Raw genomic sequence first — 18,238 nt, forward strand, 5'->3', positions numbered from 1 at the left:
TCACCATATATTTAATAATTAAATGTATGGTGATTACATGCTGATATTTTTTATACATAAGAATACTGAAGAGCTATATTATTATCGTAAAATCAAAATTCATAAAGTAGAACAAAAAGGGCTTAATGCTTTGTAGCACTAAGCCCAAGCGATATAAATTGTCCTTTATTTATTGCGCATCTAAGGCGCCACGCATCACGTTATAAATAGCCGTGTTTTCTACCGTGCGCCCAACAAAAGCATGCGTATTAATATGACCCCACGAGGCAATAGGCACATCAACATTGGTATGACTGCCCCATAGCCAAGTCACCTCAGGTACTTTACCAGCCCCATTACTTTTACTCAGTTGTAAGCCACCAGTTTCATGATCTGCTGTCACTAATACCATCGTGTCGGTACGTTGCTCAGCCCAAGTAACGACTTCTTTAACTGCTTTATCAAACGCTAGCGTTTCATAAATAACACGCTGCGTATCATTAATATGACCAGCAAAATCAATTTGCGAGCCCTCGATCATCAATACAAAACCATTAGGGTTTTTGGATAGAATATTAATCGCTGCGGCGGCCATTTCATTCAGTTGCGGAATATCTTGCGCTTCATAGCTTTTTTGATTTTCATTGGCCAGAACATAGGGTATTTCATTTTCGCCAAATATGCCTGCGAACAATATTTCAGCTTTTGGGTCTGTTGCAGGCAGCGCCGTTAAAGCCGTTGCCAAGTCTGTTTTGTTTTTAACAAGGGTATAATTTGCTTTTTCTGCTTCGGTACTAATTACATCAACCTGATCAACTAATTTACTGCCGCATAGGGTCACGTTCGGCTTAACCTCACCATACATACTGGCCGATAAAGCCGCAAAATCATTTCGGCTAGGGCCGTGAGCGGCAAAGCTTGCTGGCGTAGCATGCACGCAGTGCGATGTGGCAACAATCCCCACCGATTTACCTAGGCTTTGAGCATACTCTAAAATTGTCTCTAAATTAGATCCGTCGCCTGGCTGCGCTTGCGCAATAGTCCCCGAATTAGTTTTACGGCCCGTGGCCATGGCCGATGCCGCTGCTGCAGAATCGGTATAATAATGCGCACCGATCTCAGGTAAATCTTCATGGCCTAAAGTATCTGCGCTAGCGGTTTTAATATCACCGCGGTGCTTGCCAGACTCTAAAAATAACGCCTCACCCTTATACGCACTGGTTACCGCTATTTGTGGGTACCCCATACCGTCGCCAATCATCAAAATAATATTATTCGCTTTTTCAAGCGCAATAACATCTACATCGTGTCCCGCACTTGCCGCTAACGGAGTCTCTTGATTGGTCGTCAGCGTTACGCTGTAACGGCCCACGCCCTCAGCACTCGCCAGTTGGCGCTTAGTGGCAGGCGCTTGAGTGGCATCATTAGTCAGTGTCACATTCATATCACCTTGGGCAACCCAATGATAAGTCTCAGCAGCATAACTACCATCAGCCGTGAGGCTTGTCGCCACATTGACCCCAGTAATAGTGTCATGGCCAGCTACCGCTCTTATTTTCTTCATCGATAGCGGTATGGCTTGCTGCCGCTCACCCAACACCGACACACTAAACACATAGCTACCCGCTGTTACCTTAGCCGACATTTTTCCCCCAGGAAACGCCGTCAAAGCCGATATCGATTCCTGTAAATTAATGTGTTTATTATCTAGCGAACCATAAACCAGAGGCGTCTCATCACCTTGATGCACATTAAACGCAATAGTCCTAGCCTCTAAAAAATTAACGACAGCCTCATACGTGCCCGCACCCTTATAGACAAATTCAGTGTCTTTAGAGTGACTCCAGTTGTTAAAAGTGCCTACTAAATACAAGGGTTGAGACAGGTTATCGGCATCGGTAGCACTAATATTTTCGATCAATAAACTCGGCGTATTAATGCCCTGCGAGGCATCCAAGGTAAAACGGTAAACTTGATCTTCATCACCTGTCACTGTGATATCCATATTCTGATTTTCAAAGTCATCATATTTTCGCTGTAGCTCCATGGCCGTATCAAATTGCACCTCGCTTGATACCTCTTTACCAATGGCCAAATCGCGCTCGGGACTCCAATCCGAGTCGGCAATTTTAAAAGCATAAGATCCAGGCTGCATACTAAATAAAGCAATATACTTACCGTCACCTTGATAATGCAATTGCGCTTCTGGCCGTGATGACCAGCTATTCATTGAACCTTTAATGTATAGCCGGCAATCCTTTTCCGAATTCTCGGACAACTCTTGCGCAGAGCATTTAAATGGGCCCAAATCAATACTACTGACAATAGATTCACCTGCGACTGTATCGGCCTCGACCTCAACTTCTTTAATCACTTCTACATATTCTGTTTTAGTATCATCAGAGCAACCCGCTATGCTCGTTACAATAGCTAAAAAGGCTATTTTTTTAGCTCTATTAATGATTTTCATAGTCTTCTCTTTAAAATAAATTTCGCTTCAGAACTTCAGCTTATCGGCATTTAAAAACTACAACTGCAATATGACAAGTTCATGATACTCGGCCGTACAATATTCAGTAAAAAGCTTAGCAACCACAATATAAGCGGCTATTAACTCTACCGAAATGTAAAAATAACGTATCAAATAATTAAAACTATTCACTTTATTTTTAATTACGGATATTGCACAGCAGAGCATATTTATTTAAATCAAAGCCAGATGAATACGTATGCAAAATGCGCATAACTAATTATTTACAAATTAATTATGACTAAATGATCATCATGATAAAATAATATTAAAATACCACCCATAAAAAAACCCGCCGAAGCGGGTTTTAAATACTCTCTAAAATGCGTTAAATAATCAACCCATGACAACCTGCACATCAACCGTAGTGCCTTCGGGCTGAGTAGGCACTACACAGCCTTCTACCGCGGTACCGTTGACGATTAAAGACTTGACGCCTTTACTCACGTGATCGGGGTTGGTGACAACAATGTTGTACGTTGCACCACGGAACTTACGAGTAAAGCTAAAGCCATCCCATTCTTTAGGCACACAAGGGTTTACACCAAGACCGGTATAATCGGGTTTAACGCCTAGAATGTACTGAGTGATGGCCGCAAAGTTCCATGCTGCTGTACCGGTTAACCAAGAGTTTTTGGCTTCGCCCGGTGTAAAGGCATCTTTACCGGCGATCATTTGTGCGTAAACGTAAGGCTCTACTTTATGTAAATCACTGATATCTTCTAAAAAGGCCGGCGTGATTTTGGCCCAGTAATCAAATGCGCGATCGCCGTTGCCAATTAAGGTTTCTGCAATCATAATCCATGGGTTATTGTGACAAAAAATACCGGCGTTTTCTTTGTAACCTGGTGGATAGGTCGAGATTTCACCGTATTCAATGTAGTACTTAGTGAACGCAGGTTGCTGCAATACGATACCGTAATCAGTATCCAAGTGCTCTTTCACCGCATCCATAGACTTATGAACCATGCCATCTTCAAGACCAATACCGGCCATACCACAAAAACCTTGTGACTCGATGAAGATTTTACCTTCTTCGTTTTCTTCACTACCGATTTTTTTGCCGTAGTAATCATAGGCACGCAAGTACCACTGGCCATCCCAACCGTCTTTCTTAACAGCTGCAATCATGTTGTCCACATGCACTTGTGCAGCGGCGGCTTCGTCTGTTTTACCAATATCTTGGCAGAGCTTAATAAACTCTTTACCGTAAAGTACAAATTGACCAGCAATCATTAGCGACTCTGCAGTAAAGCCTTTTTTGTTACCGGTGGTTTGGAATGAATCGTTAGGATTTTCACTAAAACAGTTAAGGTTTAAACAGTCGTTCCAATCGGCACGGCCAATTAACGGCAAGTTGTGCGGGCCCAAATTGTTAACAGTATGCATAAACGAACGCTTCAAATGCTCGAAGTGCGTGGTCGCTTTAGTGTCGTCGTTATCGTAGGGTACCATTTCATCAAGGATACTGTAATCGCCAGACTCTTTAATGTAATCAGTGGTTGAAAGAATTAACCACAACGGATCATCGTTAAAGTCGCCACCTACGTTAGCATTACCACGCTTGGTGAGTGGCTGATACTGGTGATAAGCCGAGCCATCTTCAAATTGAGTAGAAGCAATATCGATAATGCGCTCACGCGCACGTTCAGGTGCTTGATGCACAAAGCCAATCAAATCTTGGTTAGAGTCACGGAAGCCCATGCCACGGCCAATGCCTGTTTCGAAGAACGAAGCAGAACGGCTCATGTTAAAGGTTACCATGCACTGGTACTGATTCCAGATGTTAACCGAGCGATCAATGCGATCATCGCCAGTATCCACTTGAATAGTACTCAACAAACCCTCCCAGTATTGTGCTAATTTTTGTAACTCAGCATCCACTTTTTCATCGGTATCAAAGCGCGCCATTAAGGCTTCGGCTGGAGCTTTGTTGATGATATTTTTGCTTTCCCACTTATCTTCTGGCTCGACTTCGATGTAACCTAAAGTAAAGACAAAGCTTTTTTCTTCGCCTGGGGCTAGCTCAACTTCGATATAATGTGAACCACAAGGTGACCAGCCGTGTGCTACAGAGTTACGTGGCTTACCTTCAAATACAGCATCAGGGCGATCGAAATCGTTGTAAGTGCCTTTCCAAATGTCGCGGTCTGTATCAAAGCCATCAATGGGGGCATTAACGTTGTAAAAAGCGTAATGGTTACGGCGCTCTTTAAATTCGGTTTTGTGGTAAATGGTGGAGCCTTTTACTTCGACTTCACCGGTTGAGAGATTACGCTGCAAATTTTGCATGTCATCTTCTGCGTTCCATAAGCACCACTCAATAAATGAGAAGAATTTGAATTTTTTCGTCTCAGTGGTAGTGTTTTTAAGCTTAACACGTTGAACTTCGCACCAGCTTTTTAACGGAATAAACTGAGTGACTTCTGCGGCAATACCATTGCGCTCACCAGCGATTTTAGTATAACTCATGCCGTGGCGGCAGCTGTAGTTATCTAACTCAGTTTTGGTGGGCTTCCAACCGGGGTTCCAAACATCGCCGCCGTCATTAATGTAAAAGTACTTACCGCCATTATCAACCGGTACGTTATTGTAACGGTAGCGGGTTAAGCGACGGAATTTAGCATCTTTATAAAAAGTATAACCACCGCCGGTATTCGATACCAAGGAGAAATAATCTTCGTTACCCAAGTAGTTAATCCAAGGATAAGGTGTACGTGGGTTAGTGATCACATACTCGCGAGCAGCGTCATCAAAATGACCAAACTTCATAAATAGCTCCGTAGCTTTATACTCAAAGTATAAATTAAGAAAGAAGAAAGCCCTAAGGCAAGCCACCAAGAACAAACACAGCTTAGCGTGTTTGATGCGAGGCTGGCGATGAATATAGGCGCAAACCTGACACACCCATGAATAACGACGCTACTTTAAAGGATGCGAATATGCGCGGCAATGGCCTAATCGTGCTTAGAGCAAAAAACTTAAGTGCAATTTGACTATTAGGCGACGAATGGCGCAATTATCAGGCAAATTTCTCTCAAAAAAATCGTAGCTATTCAACCGTAACTATATAGAGACGCACAGATTGGGCGCTCTGAATCATTGCCTGGGCCGCTCAAGCCACCCATAGGCACTACAGAAGCGCTACATGAGTACTCCCAGCGCTTAAATGCCCAGAAAAGAATCCTTCAGCACGCTATCAGGTGAAATTTTTCAGCTTGACTAAAAACTAAGGGTCCGGCCAAGCAATACTCTCGCCGACTCATACCGAGTCGGCTTTAATGAGAGTCAACGCCAATAGCTGATACATTCACTCATTAAAAGGCTTTAGGCGCAAAGCCAGTTACAACACTCACGCCCACCTCTCGGCCTACCGCTGTGAGTGGATGCACCACCACAATGCCTCGCACTTGCTTTTTGAGCTTGCCCATGTCGGCTTGCTCTTGTTTGGTGAGTGCACGGTTAAAAGGCATTGCCTTAATACTTTGTGCTTTTGAGCCGGTTTCGCGTGCCTTTAGCGCCTTGTGAGCTGCCAATTCTGATTCATATTTTTTAATATCGCGCTCAAATTGCCGAATCATAGGGATATCTTCGCGCAACGTGGCGGCAGCATGCTTGCGACGCGCTTTATCGAGACGGTTGGTTAAATCTTGTAGGGCCTGTTGTAAATTCATAATGTACTCATAATGGAGACGGCGATATAGCAATGTGAACGGCTGCTATTACCTACCTTAAAAAGCGAGCAGCTTAACATTTACACGCGCCACTCGCCTTAGCCTGTGATCATTAAATGATGAAATAACAAGGCAGCGATCCAAACATCGCCTCGCTACTTTAGATCTATCGTTCATTAAATAACTACACATTTTATCAGGGCATATTTTGTCGAGGTGTAGTTTGATGATGTCGAGGCGTATTTTGATGATAACGAGAAGTCACGCAAAGCGACAAGATAGGACCACCGATACAAACTTAACAGCACCATGTTCATTAAAAAGTGCAGACTAAAGCCTAAAATACAGTGAAAAACCCCCTTTTACAGAGTGCTGGAATTCCCTCGTGTGTCAAAAAGTGGTATCTTCTTTGCCCGTCGGGTAGGCCGTGAGCACCGGCTTCTTGGGTAGTCGCTACTCGCGTTTACTCCTAGTAACACAGCGCGTGCACTCATTTGCACCACAACAATCCACCCTCCTCAAAGGCACCTTCGGACCATTATGAAAGAATTATCAGATATCGGCCTCATCGGCCTTGCCGTTATGGGCGAAAACCTCGTGTTGAACATGGCCAGCAAGGGCTTCACCGTTACGGCTTACAACCGCTCTACCGAAAAAGTGAAGAACTTTGTCGAAGGCCGTGCAGCCGGTCAAAGCATTCGCGGGGCTTATTCTATCGAAGAGTTGGTTCAATCTTTGGCCAAACCACGCAAAATTATGATTATGGTAAAAGCAGGCGCCCCTGTTGACGCAACGATTGAGTCGTTAATTCCATTACTAGACGAAGGCGACATCATTATTGATGGCGGCAACACGCATTATCCTGACACTATCCGTCGCGAAAAATACTTAAGCGAAAAAGGTATTCATTTTGTAGGTGCAGGGGTTTCTGGTGGTGAAGAAGGTGCATTAACAGGCCCATCAATTATGCCTGGTGGCTCATTAGAAGCGTGGGAAGCTATCAAGCCTATTTTCCAAAATATTTCAGCTAAGGTCGAAGACGGCTCTCCCTGCTGTGACTATGTTGGTGAAAACGGTGCTGGTCATTTTGTCAAAATGGTTCATAACGGCATTGAGTATGGAGACATGCAGTTATTGTGTGAAGCTTACCAAGTCATGAAAGAAGTCGTTGGTATGAGTGCCGATGAAATTCACGGTGTATTTGCCGACTGGAATAAGACTGAGCTTGATTCTTACTTGGTTGAAATTACTCGCAATATCATGGCGTATAAAGATGAAAACGACGAGCCATTAGTTGAAAAGATTTTAGATACTGCCGGCCAAAAAGGGACGGGTAAATGGACTGGCGTTATCGCCCTTGATTTGGGTGTACCTTTAACTTTAATTGCTGAATCGGTATTTGCGCGCTGTATTTCGGCATTAAAAGACGAGCGCGTTGCAGCCTCCAAAGTATTGACCGGCCCAACAAAATCTTTTACAGGCGACAAAACAGCATTTATCGAAGACCTTCGTCAAGCTGTCTTAGCCTCTAAAATTGTTTCTTACGCACAGGGTTACACCTTAATGCGCGAAGCGGCTAAAGAGTTTGGCTGGAACTTAAATTACGGTGGTATTGCAATGATGTGGCGCGGCGGCTGCATCATTCGCTCAGCTTTCTTGGGCGACATCAAAAACGCTTTTGATAAAAACCCTGAACTTAGCAATTTACTACTCGATGATTACTTTAACGACATTATCACCAAAGCACAGCAAGGCTGGCGTAACGTAGCGGTAGCCACCATTACCAACGGCGTGCCAACACCGTGTTTAATGGCGGCGCTCAACTACTTTGATGGTTACCGCACCGCACGCTTACCCGCTAATTTACTGCAAGCGCAACGCGACTATTTCGGCGCTCACACGTATGAGCGCATCGACAAACCGCGCGGCGAGTTCTTTCACACCAATTGGACAGGCCGTGGCGGCGACACTTCTTCTTCGACTTACAATGCGTAAGTTTAAGTCATGTAAAAAGGAGCCTTAAGGCTCCTTTTTTTTAGCAGGCAAGTATTAAAGCGCTAAAGAAAAAACAGCTTTTATTACACAGGCAATGCGCCCAATAGCATAAAAATAACATCACTATATGACAGGCTCAACACCGCTTAATGACTTTAAAGCTAACTTTGAGCAACCCTGATATTCGCTTGCTTAATACTCTCTTACGTAGCGCTGTAGTAGAATTAATCACAACAAAAAAGGCCGCTAATTGCTTAGCGACCCTTTTGAGTTAATCATAATGAATAGCTTACCAATTTTTAATTTTATCCTTTACGTATAGCCCTGTTTCAGTCAAGTCACTTTCATTCCAACCATTAGCACCATTAGAGCCAGGCTTTAAGATTGAGGCTCCTTCGGCTTTATCACTAATAGACCAGTTAGCATGACTGATATTATTGTCGTAAAGAAATTCCATCCAAGTATCAGACTCGGCTTTATCAAACGCACCATCACCACTGGCACCGACAGAACCCCACTCGGTTACAAATAATGGAATACCATTTTTGAGTGCAGTAATCGCGCGGTTACGCTCTTGCTGTTTATGTGAGCCCGCATAAAAATGCAAGGTATAAGCGATATTATCAGCATACGCAGCATTATCAGGGAAGTCGGCAGCTACAATAGGATCTTCTGATGCCTCATCAACAAATTGTGAATAATAAGGCGTACCCACAATAATTAAGTTGTCGGGGTCAATAGCGCGAATAGCCCTGATCACCGGTAACGCATACGCTTTAATTTCTGCCCACGTCGTTTTTTCATCCCAGCCGCAATTGGCACCAGAAAGACCGTTAGAGCAATCAGGCTCGTTGTATATTTCGTAAATCACGTGATTATTAGCGCCGTAAGTCGTTGCCATTTCGGCAAAAAACTCGGGAGCCAAGTTAGCAGGATGCTCTTCGGCATCATGAGTATGCCAATCAATAATCACGTACATATCGTTAGCAATAGCCTGCTGCACAATATCTTCAACGCGAGCTTTATTGGCACCGGGGTTATTTAAGTAACCATCACCTTCATTAATACCCATAGCCGCACGAATAAGTCTTGCATTCCAATCGCCAGATAATTTTTCAACCACATTTTGGTTATAAAACTTACTGCCATCACCATGGCTTGACCAAAACAAGCTCATGCCTGCAATACTGCCCGTTTGACCACCAAATAATACTTGGTTTCCTTCGGTTGTGATCGCGGGTACACCCACAATGTTATCGCTACCACTACCCACGGCGACGGCAGGGGTTTGGCTTGGGTCGCCACATACAGCACCGGCGTATACACCAATATCATCGACTTGAACGTTGGCAACAGCATTACCCGCTAATACACCAAAACTCATGGTTAAACGCGCTGAAGTGTCCGTCATTACCGCTGTAAAGGTGTGCTTAACATTTTGATAGCTAGTTGTAAGGTCAAGCTCTTGAGCATCAGTACTGAGTAAAGAGGCGTAACCAGGGCTACCACCTTGGTCAATATTAAAGCCCATAGTGCGCTCAGCACTCGCTTTTATACGAAAGCAAATAGTGTATTGCTCATCTTGTGTTAGCCCTATGGCATGGATCAACTGTGCATGCCAAGTCTCTGTAGAGGTAGTCGGGATAGTGACATTGACTTCGCCATCCCATGTAAAGGAAGCATTAAGTGAAGCATCGATATTCCCAGTAAACAGCGCTTGCCCATTGGCAAACGTACCATCACTATCGAGTAAAGTCCCAACACCCGCACTGCCTGCGCTAGAAGCTGCCATGCTTGAATTTGACACGCTAGAAACCGACGAGCTAGAGGCAATACTACTCACAACAACCGGCGGCTGACTAGACGAACTCGGAGCAACACTGCTTGACACAACAGGAGTGCTTGAAGCAACAGAGGTACTTGAAACAACAGAGATACTTGAAACAACAGAGCTGCTTGAAATAACAGAGGAGACCGCAGGTGGCACCGATGAGCTAGTAGGTGCCGCCGAAGATACTGAAACTTGGCTAGAGGCTGTAGGTGGCGTAGGGGTGGTACTACCACCGCCGCAGGCCGCTAAAGTACTACCAAAAAGCATTACCGATAAGAGTTTTTGTGGCGCAAGGCCAAAAGATTGCTTCATTCATTCCACCTGAGTAAGATCTGTCAGCCCGTTATATGCACATATATCGACAAGTTAGACTCAGTGGGTTAACGCAGCGTTGATGTCGCTTTTTGCATGCAGCTTTATTAACGCAGTGTCGTTTAAAAGTGTCGCACTGAGGCATCTGGGCTTATTATAGTTATATTGATACTTATAGTTATATTGATACTTATAGTTATATTGATACTTATAGTTATATTGATACTTATTATAGTTATATTGACACTTATTATAGTCATACAGATACTAACTCATTCCGCACTCGCGAGCGCCAACCTAAATCACAAGGGCTATTTTAATTTTCAAAAAATAAGACTCAATCACACTTTTTTTAATTACCTTTGACCACTCATCGAGCAACGCATGCGCTAATACATCAGTACTTCAACGTGATATATTTTTATAAATGCCATGACTTTACACTTATCACCAAAAAATTACCGCGCAAATGACGACAGCAAACAGCTTACAAGGCGCATACTGCCGGTGCATTTTTAGCCCATCAACTAGGCGTAACGCTACGCTCACATCTTCATACTGTACGATACAGGGGCAATTCAAGCCCCAAATCATGTCGCTTTAGGGTGCCCCAAAGTATTGCAAAGTATTGATTTCGGAGTAAAGGCAAGATTCTAATTTTTGAAATACAGCTCTAAATCGTACAGCGCTTTTGGTAAAGCACTGCAATGACGCCTATCTTGATATAAGGGACGAGGAAAAAATACATTATCCAATAATACTTGTTTTCTGCTTCCTCTGCTGCGTTGCTCAAAGCGTTACATGCCCCGGCATGCGCCCCTAAGCTGTGATAAAATTTTAAGCTAGCGAGACTTCTTTAGCTCCTGCTATTACGTTTATTTTTCTTGCCTCTTATTGTGATAAACCACCAATATCTCACTTATTTTTCAGTCACTATTTAAGTACTTTCCCCCCAAAAAAACCTCACCGCCATCCACCCTTTTACCTCTTTAGAATTGCTATTCGTAACTATTCAGCTCAACTGACAAACATCACCTGATAGGGTGCTGATGGATTATTTTCTGGGCATTTAAGCGTCGAGCCTTGCAGGGAAAGAAGGGTTAGACAGTACAGGAAACTGTCGATAGCGCTTGTATAGCGACCATGAATGGCTTGAGTAGCTCAGTCAATGATTAATGAGCGTCCAATTTCAATACCTCTGAATAGTTACAATTTTAATGGCTGGCACCGGTATTCGAAGGTAACATTGACAATACCAGATCTTTTATTTAACAAGGTATAAGAATGAACACAATAAAACTGTTGAGCAAAAATAACTTACTGGCTTTAGCCGTATCAAGTGCATTTATATTTAGCGCGTCGGCAAGCGCTAAAACAGTCAGCGATAGTGTTGTGGCCAAACAAAGAGCCACCCTAGAAGCCAGTACTGATGGCAAAGGGTTTGGACCACAATCCCCTCGTGATATTGATCAGGGTTATGGCTTAAACTTACGCAGTTTTTCAATGGCACCAAACCGTAGCCAGCTTAATTTATGTAATATCCACTTCCACAAAAACGCAGAGCACGCAGGGGGAGAGTTCACCACTTACGCTGGCAATGGTGATGGTAAAGGCTCAAATACTGGCTTTGTCTACGATGGCAAATTGACCGATGCTCAAATGAAACCTGTGCAAAACAAAATCTGCGCAGCTAAGGGCCACCCATTACAACCAGGCGATACGATAGAAGTACACTACGTGTATTCCTCTGCTCAGATTACTCCAGGGCCAACCCTAGGCGCTTGCTTGGCTGATAGCACCATGAACCCAGACCTTAGAGTAGAAGGACAAGTAATGGTACTAGCTAATGATAACAACGCACTTGACTTTAAAAAATTAACAAAAGTCAATAGAGTAAATGGTTATCATCAAGCGCCAAATATACCCAACAACATGGGTGTACCCGTTGAATATTTAGGCTCGACAACTGGGCCTTCATACAACGAAAAAGCCTCTCCATTGCAAGTCAGCTGGAGTGTAAGACCTAAAGTCGCTGTGGTAGATATCAATTCAGTCGGGCAGTGGTGTAATGACAACGTGTTTAATGAAGATCATGCTCATGGTGTACGTAACTTAGTCATCAACCCTAAGTTATTGTCTGTCATTAATTAATCGCAAGCTAAGCGATTAGGCTTGTGATCTACTCGTCCAAGTCTGTAGTCATTCCCGTGTAATATTTGGATAGTGATCTTAATTTCGGCTGGCTGTGGCGGTTAATCAATGTTTTAGGCCAAACCTACAGCGAAGACTTCTACCGACAGCCAGATTACGCTACTATCATTTTTCAATTCCACTTTTTGTGCCTAGCCATGATATTTTCGCCTCTACGACTTTCATTTTCACTGAGCATCCTTAGCGCTGCGCTACTTGTCACAAGCCCAAAGGTTTTATCTCAGGAGCCCCCCACAGTGGATGAAGCCTTCGAGCAGTGCCGATCGACTCTGCGAAAAAAGGCAGTTAGCAAAGGGTTTTCTACATTAATTACTAATGACATTATTAACACATTAGAGCCCCTTGAGCGCGTGATAAAGCTCGACCGCAGCCAGCCAGAGTTTACCGAAAGTTTTATTGGCTATGCGACCAAACGTATGAGTGAATACCGCATTAAAACAGGCAAGCGCATGCTGGCTGAGCATGCAGTTTTATTAGATAAACTCGCACGCCAATACGGCGTACCTGCACGTTACATTGTGGCTTTTTGGGGGCTAGAAACCAACTACGGCGGCTATAAAGGCAAGATAAAAACCTTAAATGCACTCGCCACCCTCGCCTGTGATCCGCGCCGCAGTCAATACTTCACCCAAGAGCTTTTTAATATCTTTACCCTATTAGATGACGGTCGCATTCAGCCCGATCAGTTACTGGGTTCTTGGGCGGGAGCCATGGGGCACATGCAATTTATGCCAACCACACTGATCACTTACGGTGTTGATGGCGATGGCGATGGCAAGCTCAACGTGTGGGGTAGCCTACCCGATGCACTCACATCCGCGGCTAACTATTTAAACAAAATTGGCTGGAATAAAGAAGAAATTTGGGGCCGCACCGTTGAGCTACCTAAAAACTTTGATTTTGCTCAAGTGGTTGTAGGCGATAAGTACCCACTCAGCCATTTTAAAAAACTCGGCATCACTAAAACCTACAAGCGTCCACTGTCTAATTATGATACGCAAGCTAAGCTCATTTTACCCTCTGGGCATTTAGGCCCTGCTTTTTTGGTGTACGCTAACTTTTCGATCATTTTAAAATGGAATTACTCACAAAATTACGCACTCGCCGTAGGCTTGCTCGCCGACCAGCTCGCAGGTATTAACCATGGGCTAGATCATTACAATGCCAAGCCGCACCCTTTCACCAATAAACACCTTAAAGCCCTGCAACAAAAGCTCTTAGAGCAAGACTATAAAATAGGTAAGCCCGACGGTATTTGGGGGCCTAAAACACGCAAAGCTATGCAGCAATATCAACTTAAAAATAACTTAGTCGCCGATGGATTTCCTAACGCCGAGGTCTTTGAGGCACTCGCTATTTCATTACAGTAATAGCCTAATCACCTGCATAAAAGGACTATACATAAAGCCGCAAGCTCAGTAATAACCACCGCAGTGTCGGGTAAAATACTGAGCCTATTCAAATTTCAACTGACCTAACCGTGAGTTCATCCAAACCTACTCCATCAAATACCCCTGCTCAAAACTGGGGTAATGCAATTCAAAGCCTAATGCTAATAGCGCTTTATTACTACAGCGCTTATTACCACCACGCCCGCTTGCCGAGGGCGTTAACGCATGGCTAGCCAACCCTAATTGCTGGGCAATAAATTGCCTCACCGTTTGTGAGCTAACCGGTGCGCTATCGCAGCCAAGCAACACTTTAGGGATAACACGGCCTTGCAATACCTGTTGCACCAAAAAACTTAAACAGCGGCCTGCATCGTGTTGATGAATACGGTTAGTAAATTCTGGCCCGCCGCCATGACCGGCTTGCACCTGTTTAATTAAAAAATCACGGCCAGGGCCATAAATCCCACCAAAACGTACACTGCAATACGGTAAACCGCTTTGCTCTAAGAGTTGCTCGGCTTGCAGCATACACTGCCCACTAAAGTGAGCAGGGCTTGTGGCACTATGCTCATCCACCCAGCTGCCGTCGGTTTGATGGTAAACCCCTGTGCTAGAGGCAAATATAATAAAGGGGCTAGATGGCCCGCTACTAGCGCCTTGCGCACCGTGCGTTAAACGCGCCAATAATGCTTGCAGCGGCGCGATATAGCCCTGCTGATAACCAGACTCGCCGCCGCCATTAGGCACTAATGTCACCACAATAACACTCGGTTGTAGCGCTGCAATTGCCTCTTGTGTACGCGCGGCCAACAAATCGCCTTGTATAAACTGAGCACCAGCAATCACCTTGGCACTACGAGCAATAGCTGTGATGGCGGCAGCTTGCGAGAGCGTTTGCAAGTCGGCAATCGCGCGCTGAGCTAAATCGCCTGCACCGGCAAACACAACCACGGGCACATCGCAGCTGTGCCGAGTCGTATTTTTTGCGGTGGTACTTTTTGACACCGTAGGCTGTGAAGCCGTATTTTGTGAAGTAGTGCTTAAATTTGTCATTTCAAAAACCCATCAAAACCTATTAAGATGCAATAATTAATAGCAACAGCAATATTAAAATTACTCATTCAGCCGGGACATATTTATGACACTCACCGAACTGCGCTATATTGTAACTCTTGCACAAGAGCAACATTTTGGCCGTGCCGCCGAGCGCTGTCACGTTGCCCAACCCACGCTCAGCGTTGCTGTTAAGCGCTTAGAAGAAGAGTTGCATACCGCCATTTTTGAGCGCTCCAAATCAAGCGTATACCCAACGCCAGTGGGTGAGCAAATTGTACGACAGGCACAAAGGGTATTAGAACAAGTTAATACCATAAAAGATATTGCTAGCAGTAGCCAAGACCACTTAAGTGAGCCACTACGTCTTGGGGCTATTTTTACCATTGGGCCTTATTTAATTCCACGAATTATTCCAGCCATTCGCAAAGCCGCCCCCAAAATGCCGCTATACGTAGATGAAACCTATACCGCCACTTTGCGCAAACGCATTCGCCAAGGTGAGCTAGACGCCATTATTGTCGCACTGCCTTTTACCGAGCCCGATGTGCTGACCCAGCAACTCTACGAAGAACCCTTTGTAGTACTTTTAGCGTGCGATCACCCGCTGGCCCAAAGCACTAGCATTACATCGGCACAACTTAACGACCAAAATGTCTTATTACTCGGCGAGGGCCACTGTTTTAGAGATCAAGTTTTAGAGGCTTTACCCGATTTACGCGAACAAGCCGCAGACCCTCATGGCCTCATTCGCACCGCCGCCGAAGGCAGCTCACTCGAAACCCTTAAGCACATGGTAGCGTCGGGCTATGGTATTACGATTTTGCCGCAATCGGCCACGGATAAAAACAATCCATTACTCACCACGCGGCCCTTTGCCGATATAACACCAACACGCGCCGTAGGCATGGCATGGCGCGCTAGCTTTCCAAGGCATAAAGCGATCGATGTTTTAAGGCAAGCCATTGTTGACAGCTACAAGTAACCGAATCACTCACAATGCTATAAGCCAACAACCTTATGAACCCATAATCCAGTAGCCCCATAATCTAGCAACCCCAGATAATTCAACTCAATAGCCAAAGAGGCCATCACGTGAGCGGTGAACCTACCCAACCTAGCGCCAACAATATTGCCCTACACAACATCCCCGTCAGCGCGCTCAAGGGCGTAGGTGCAAAACTTGGCGCCACTTTAGCCAAACTACATTTAAATACCGTACAAGACTTGCTCTTCCATCTGCCTGCGCGCTATGCCGATCGCACGCGTATTGCCGACATGAGTGAGCTGCAAGCACTACAACCGGCAGTGATACAAGGCGCTATTACCCGTAGCCAAATAGTGCTTGGTAAAAAACGTAGCTTGGTGGTGAATCTTGCCGACAACACTGGCCAAGTGGTTTTGCGCTTTTATTTTTTTACAGCCGCCCAGCAAAAGCAATTGGCCGTAGGTAATTGTTTGCGCTGTTACGGCGAACCTCGCCCTGGCGCACTAGGGCTAGAAATGTACCACCCAGAATATCAGAGCGTCACATCGCTTGACGATATTCACGGTCTGCAAGATACATTAACGCCTGTATACCCACTCACCGAGGGCTTAACCCAAAAGCGCATTAGCTTATTAATGCACCAAGCGCTTAATTGCCTAGATAGCAGCCCACCCACCGAGCTACTCCCCGCTGAAATCAGCGCACACTTTAATCACTGCACTTTAAGCCAAGCACTGCACCTTGCCCATAATCCACCGGCCGACGCCGACATTAACAGCCTCATGATGGGCACCCATTTATGCCTGCAGCGGCTCGCTTTTGAAGAGTTATTAGCTCACAATTTAGCGGTGCAACAAACTCGCCTTACCGAGCATCAAGACCCAGCACCAGCACTGCCAGCCGATGACACACTCAAGCAAGCACTGCTTAAAACACTCCCTTTTAAGTTAACTGGGGCACAAACCCGTGTACTTCACGAAATAGAACAAGATCTCAATACGCACGTCCCTATGCATCGCTTAGTGCAGGGCGATGTAGGCTCAGGTAAAACATTAGTCGCAGCGCTCAGCGCACTGTGCGCGTTAGGCAACAACTACCAAGCTGCCATCGTCGCCCCAACCGAAATTCTCGCCGAACAGCACCGTAATAATTTTGGCACATGGTTAGGCGCATTAGGATTTAAAGTAGCCTGGTTAGCCGGCAAAGTGACCGCTAGTCAAAAGCGTAAAGCACTCGAGCAACTACAAAGTGGCGAAGCAAATATGGCCGTGGGCACACATGCTTTATTTGAAGACAATGTGATTTTTAAAAATCTAGGGCTTGTGATTATTGATGAGCAACATCGCTTTGGTGTGCAACAACGTTTAGCACTGCGCAAAAAAGGCGGTGCACACTGCCCTCACCAATTAGTCATGACAGCCACACCGATACCCCGCACTTTAGCGATGACAGCCTATGCCGACTTAGAGCTGTCAGTCATCGACGAACTACCGCCTGGGCGCACACCCATTAACACGGTTATGATCAACCAAAACAAACGCTCACAAATTATTGAACGCGTGCGCGCCGCTTGTGCCGGCGGCCAACAGGCTTATTGGGTGTGTACACTCGTAGAAGATTCAGAAAGCTTGGCAGCAGTTGCCGCCGAAAAAACCTGGGAACTGCTGCAAGCCGAAGCTCCTGAACTAAAAATAGGTCTCGTTCACGGCCGCCTAAAAAGCCGCGAAAAAGAAGCCGTTATGCAGCAATTTAAAGCCGGCGACTTACATTTATTAGTCGCCACCACCGTAATAGAAGTTGGCGTTGACGTGCCTAATTCCAGCTTAATGATTATCGAAAATCCCGAGCGTTTAGGCTTAGCCCAACTGCATCAAATTCGCGGCCGTGTTGGCCGTGGTAGCCGTGCGAGTCACTGCGTATTATTGTATGGCCATCCACTGTCTAAACAGGGCCGCTCACGCTTAGAAGTATTACGCCACTCTAACGATGGGTTTGTAATTGCCGAAAAAGACTTAGAGCTACGTGGCCCAGGCGAGCTCCTCGGCACCCAACAAACAGGCGACATGCATTTTAGGCTGGCCAATTTACAGCGCGATAGCGCTATGATTGAACGTATTCATTCAGTGGCAAAAACATTACTTATAAGCCAACCCGATGTTGTAAAGGCGCTAGTGGGCCGATGGTTTAATTACCAGCAAGAATTTGTTAAGGCGTAACTTTTAAATATTTGTTACAAACGTAACGAGCAAGCATTTAATGAATAATGACTCAAAA

10 protein-coding genes are annotated in these 18,238 nt (G+C 45.1%); 5 read left to right on the forward strand and 5 right to left on the reverse strand.

Going from position 1 to position 18,238, the window contains the following annotated elements:
* Positions 1 to 169: 169 nt before the first annotated feature.
* From AC438_RS06030 to AC438_RS06040, 3 genes are all read right to left on the reverse strand, one after another.
* Entirely contained in the window at positions 170 to 2,449 is a 2,280-nt protein-coding gene (locus AC438_RS06030) for an alkaline phosphatase (protein WP_053980350.1), read from the reverse strand.
* 396 nt (positions 2,450 to 2,845) lie between these two features.
* Positions 2,846 to 5,281 carry a glycoside hydrolase family 94 protein gene (locus AC438_RS06035; RefSeq protein WP_053980351.1) on the reverse strand — a complete coding sequence of 812 codons (2,436 nt, stop codon included), beginning with the start codon at positions 5,279 to 5,281 and terminating at the stop codon, positions 2,846 to 2,848.
* 545 nt (positions 5,282 to 5,826) lie between these two features.
* Entirely contained in the window at positions 5,827 to 6,183 is a 357-nt protein-coding gene (locus tag AC438_RS06040) for a YibL family ribosome-associated protein (RefSeq protein ID WP_053980352.1), read from the reverse strand.
* Between the two features lie 540 nt (positions 6,184 to 6,723).
* Here AC438_RS06040 and gnd point away from each other — a divergent pair.
* Entirely contained in the window at positions 6,724 to 8,178 is a 1,455-nt protein-coding gene (gnd, locus tag AC438_RS06045) for a decarboxylating NADP(+)-dependent phosphogluconate dehydrogenase (RefSeq protein WP_053980353.1), read from the forward strand.
* 289 nt (positions 8,179 to 8,467) lie between these two features.
* On the opposite strand, the gene AC438_RS06050 is transcribed toward gnd, so the two are convergent.
* Positions 8,468 to 10,321 (reverse strand): glycoside hydrolase family 5 protein, encoded by a 1,854-nt coding sequence (locus AC438_RS06050; RefSeq protein WP_053980354.1) that lies wholly within the window; start codon positions 10,319 to 10,321, stop codon positions 8,468 to 8,470.
* A 1,284-nt stretch (positions 10,322 to 11,605) separates the two neighbouring features.
* On the opposite strand from AC438_RS06050, the gene AC438_RS06055 reads away from it, so the two are divergent.
* On the forward strand, positions 11,606 to 12,472 hold the full coding sequence (locus AC438_RS06055; RefSeq protein ID WP_053980355.1) for a delta-class carbonic anhydrase: 867 nt from the start codon (positions 11,606 to 11,608) through the stop codon (positions 12,470 to 12,472).
* 296 nt (positions 12,473 to 12,768) lie between these two features.
* Positions 12,769 to 13,902 carry a lytic murein transglycosylase gene (locus AC438_RS06060; RefSeq protein WP_053980356.1) on the forward strand — a complete coding sequence of 378 codons (1,134 nt, stop codon included), beginning with the start codon at positions 12,769 to 12,771 and terminating at the stop codon, positions 13,900 to 13,902.
* A 126-nt stretch (positions 13,903 to 14,028) separates the two neighbouring features.
* On the opposite strand, the gene AC438_RS06065 is transcribed toward AC438_RS06060, so the two are convergent.
* Entirely contained in the window at positions 14,029 to 14,976 is a 948-nt protein-coding gene (locus tag AC438_RS06065; RefSeq protein ID WP_053980357.1) for a Rossmann-fold NAD(P)-binding domain-containing protein, read from the reverse strand.
* A gap of 85 nt (positions 14,977 to 15,061) precedes the next feature.
* Here AC438_RS06065 and AC438_RS06070 point away from each other — a divergent pair, with 85 nt between their 5' ends.
* Together AC438_RS06070 and recG are read left to right on the forward strand one after the other, a co-directional pair.
* A complete protein-coding gene (locus tag AC438_RS06070; protein WP_053980358.1) occupies positions 15,062 to 15,961 on the forward strand; it encodes a hydrogen peroxide-inducible genes activator in 900 nt (299 codons plus the stop codon).
* 110 nt (positions 15,962 to 16,071) lie between these two features.
* A complete protein-coding gene (gene recG, locus AC438_RS06075) occupies positions 16,072 to 18,180 on the forward strand; it encodes an ATP-dependent DNA helicase RecG (RefSeq protein WP_238376331.1) in 2,109 nt (702 codons plus the stop codon).
* The last annotated feature ends 58 nt before the right edge of the window (positions 18,181 to 18,238 follow it).

It is taken from the genome of Marinagarivorans algicola (assembly GCF_001292705.1).
GTDB classification, from domain to species: domain Bacteria; phylum Pseudomonadota; class Gammaproteobacteria; order Pseudomonadales; family Cellvibrionaceae; genus Marinagarivorans; species Marinagarivorans algicola.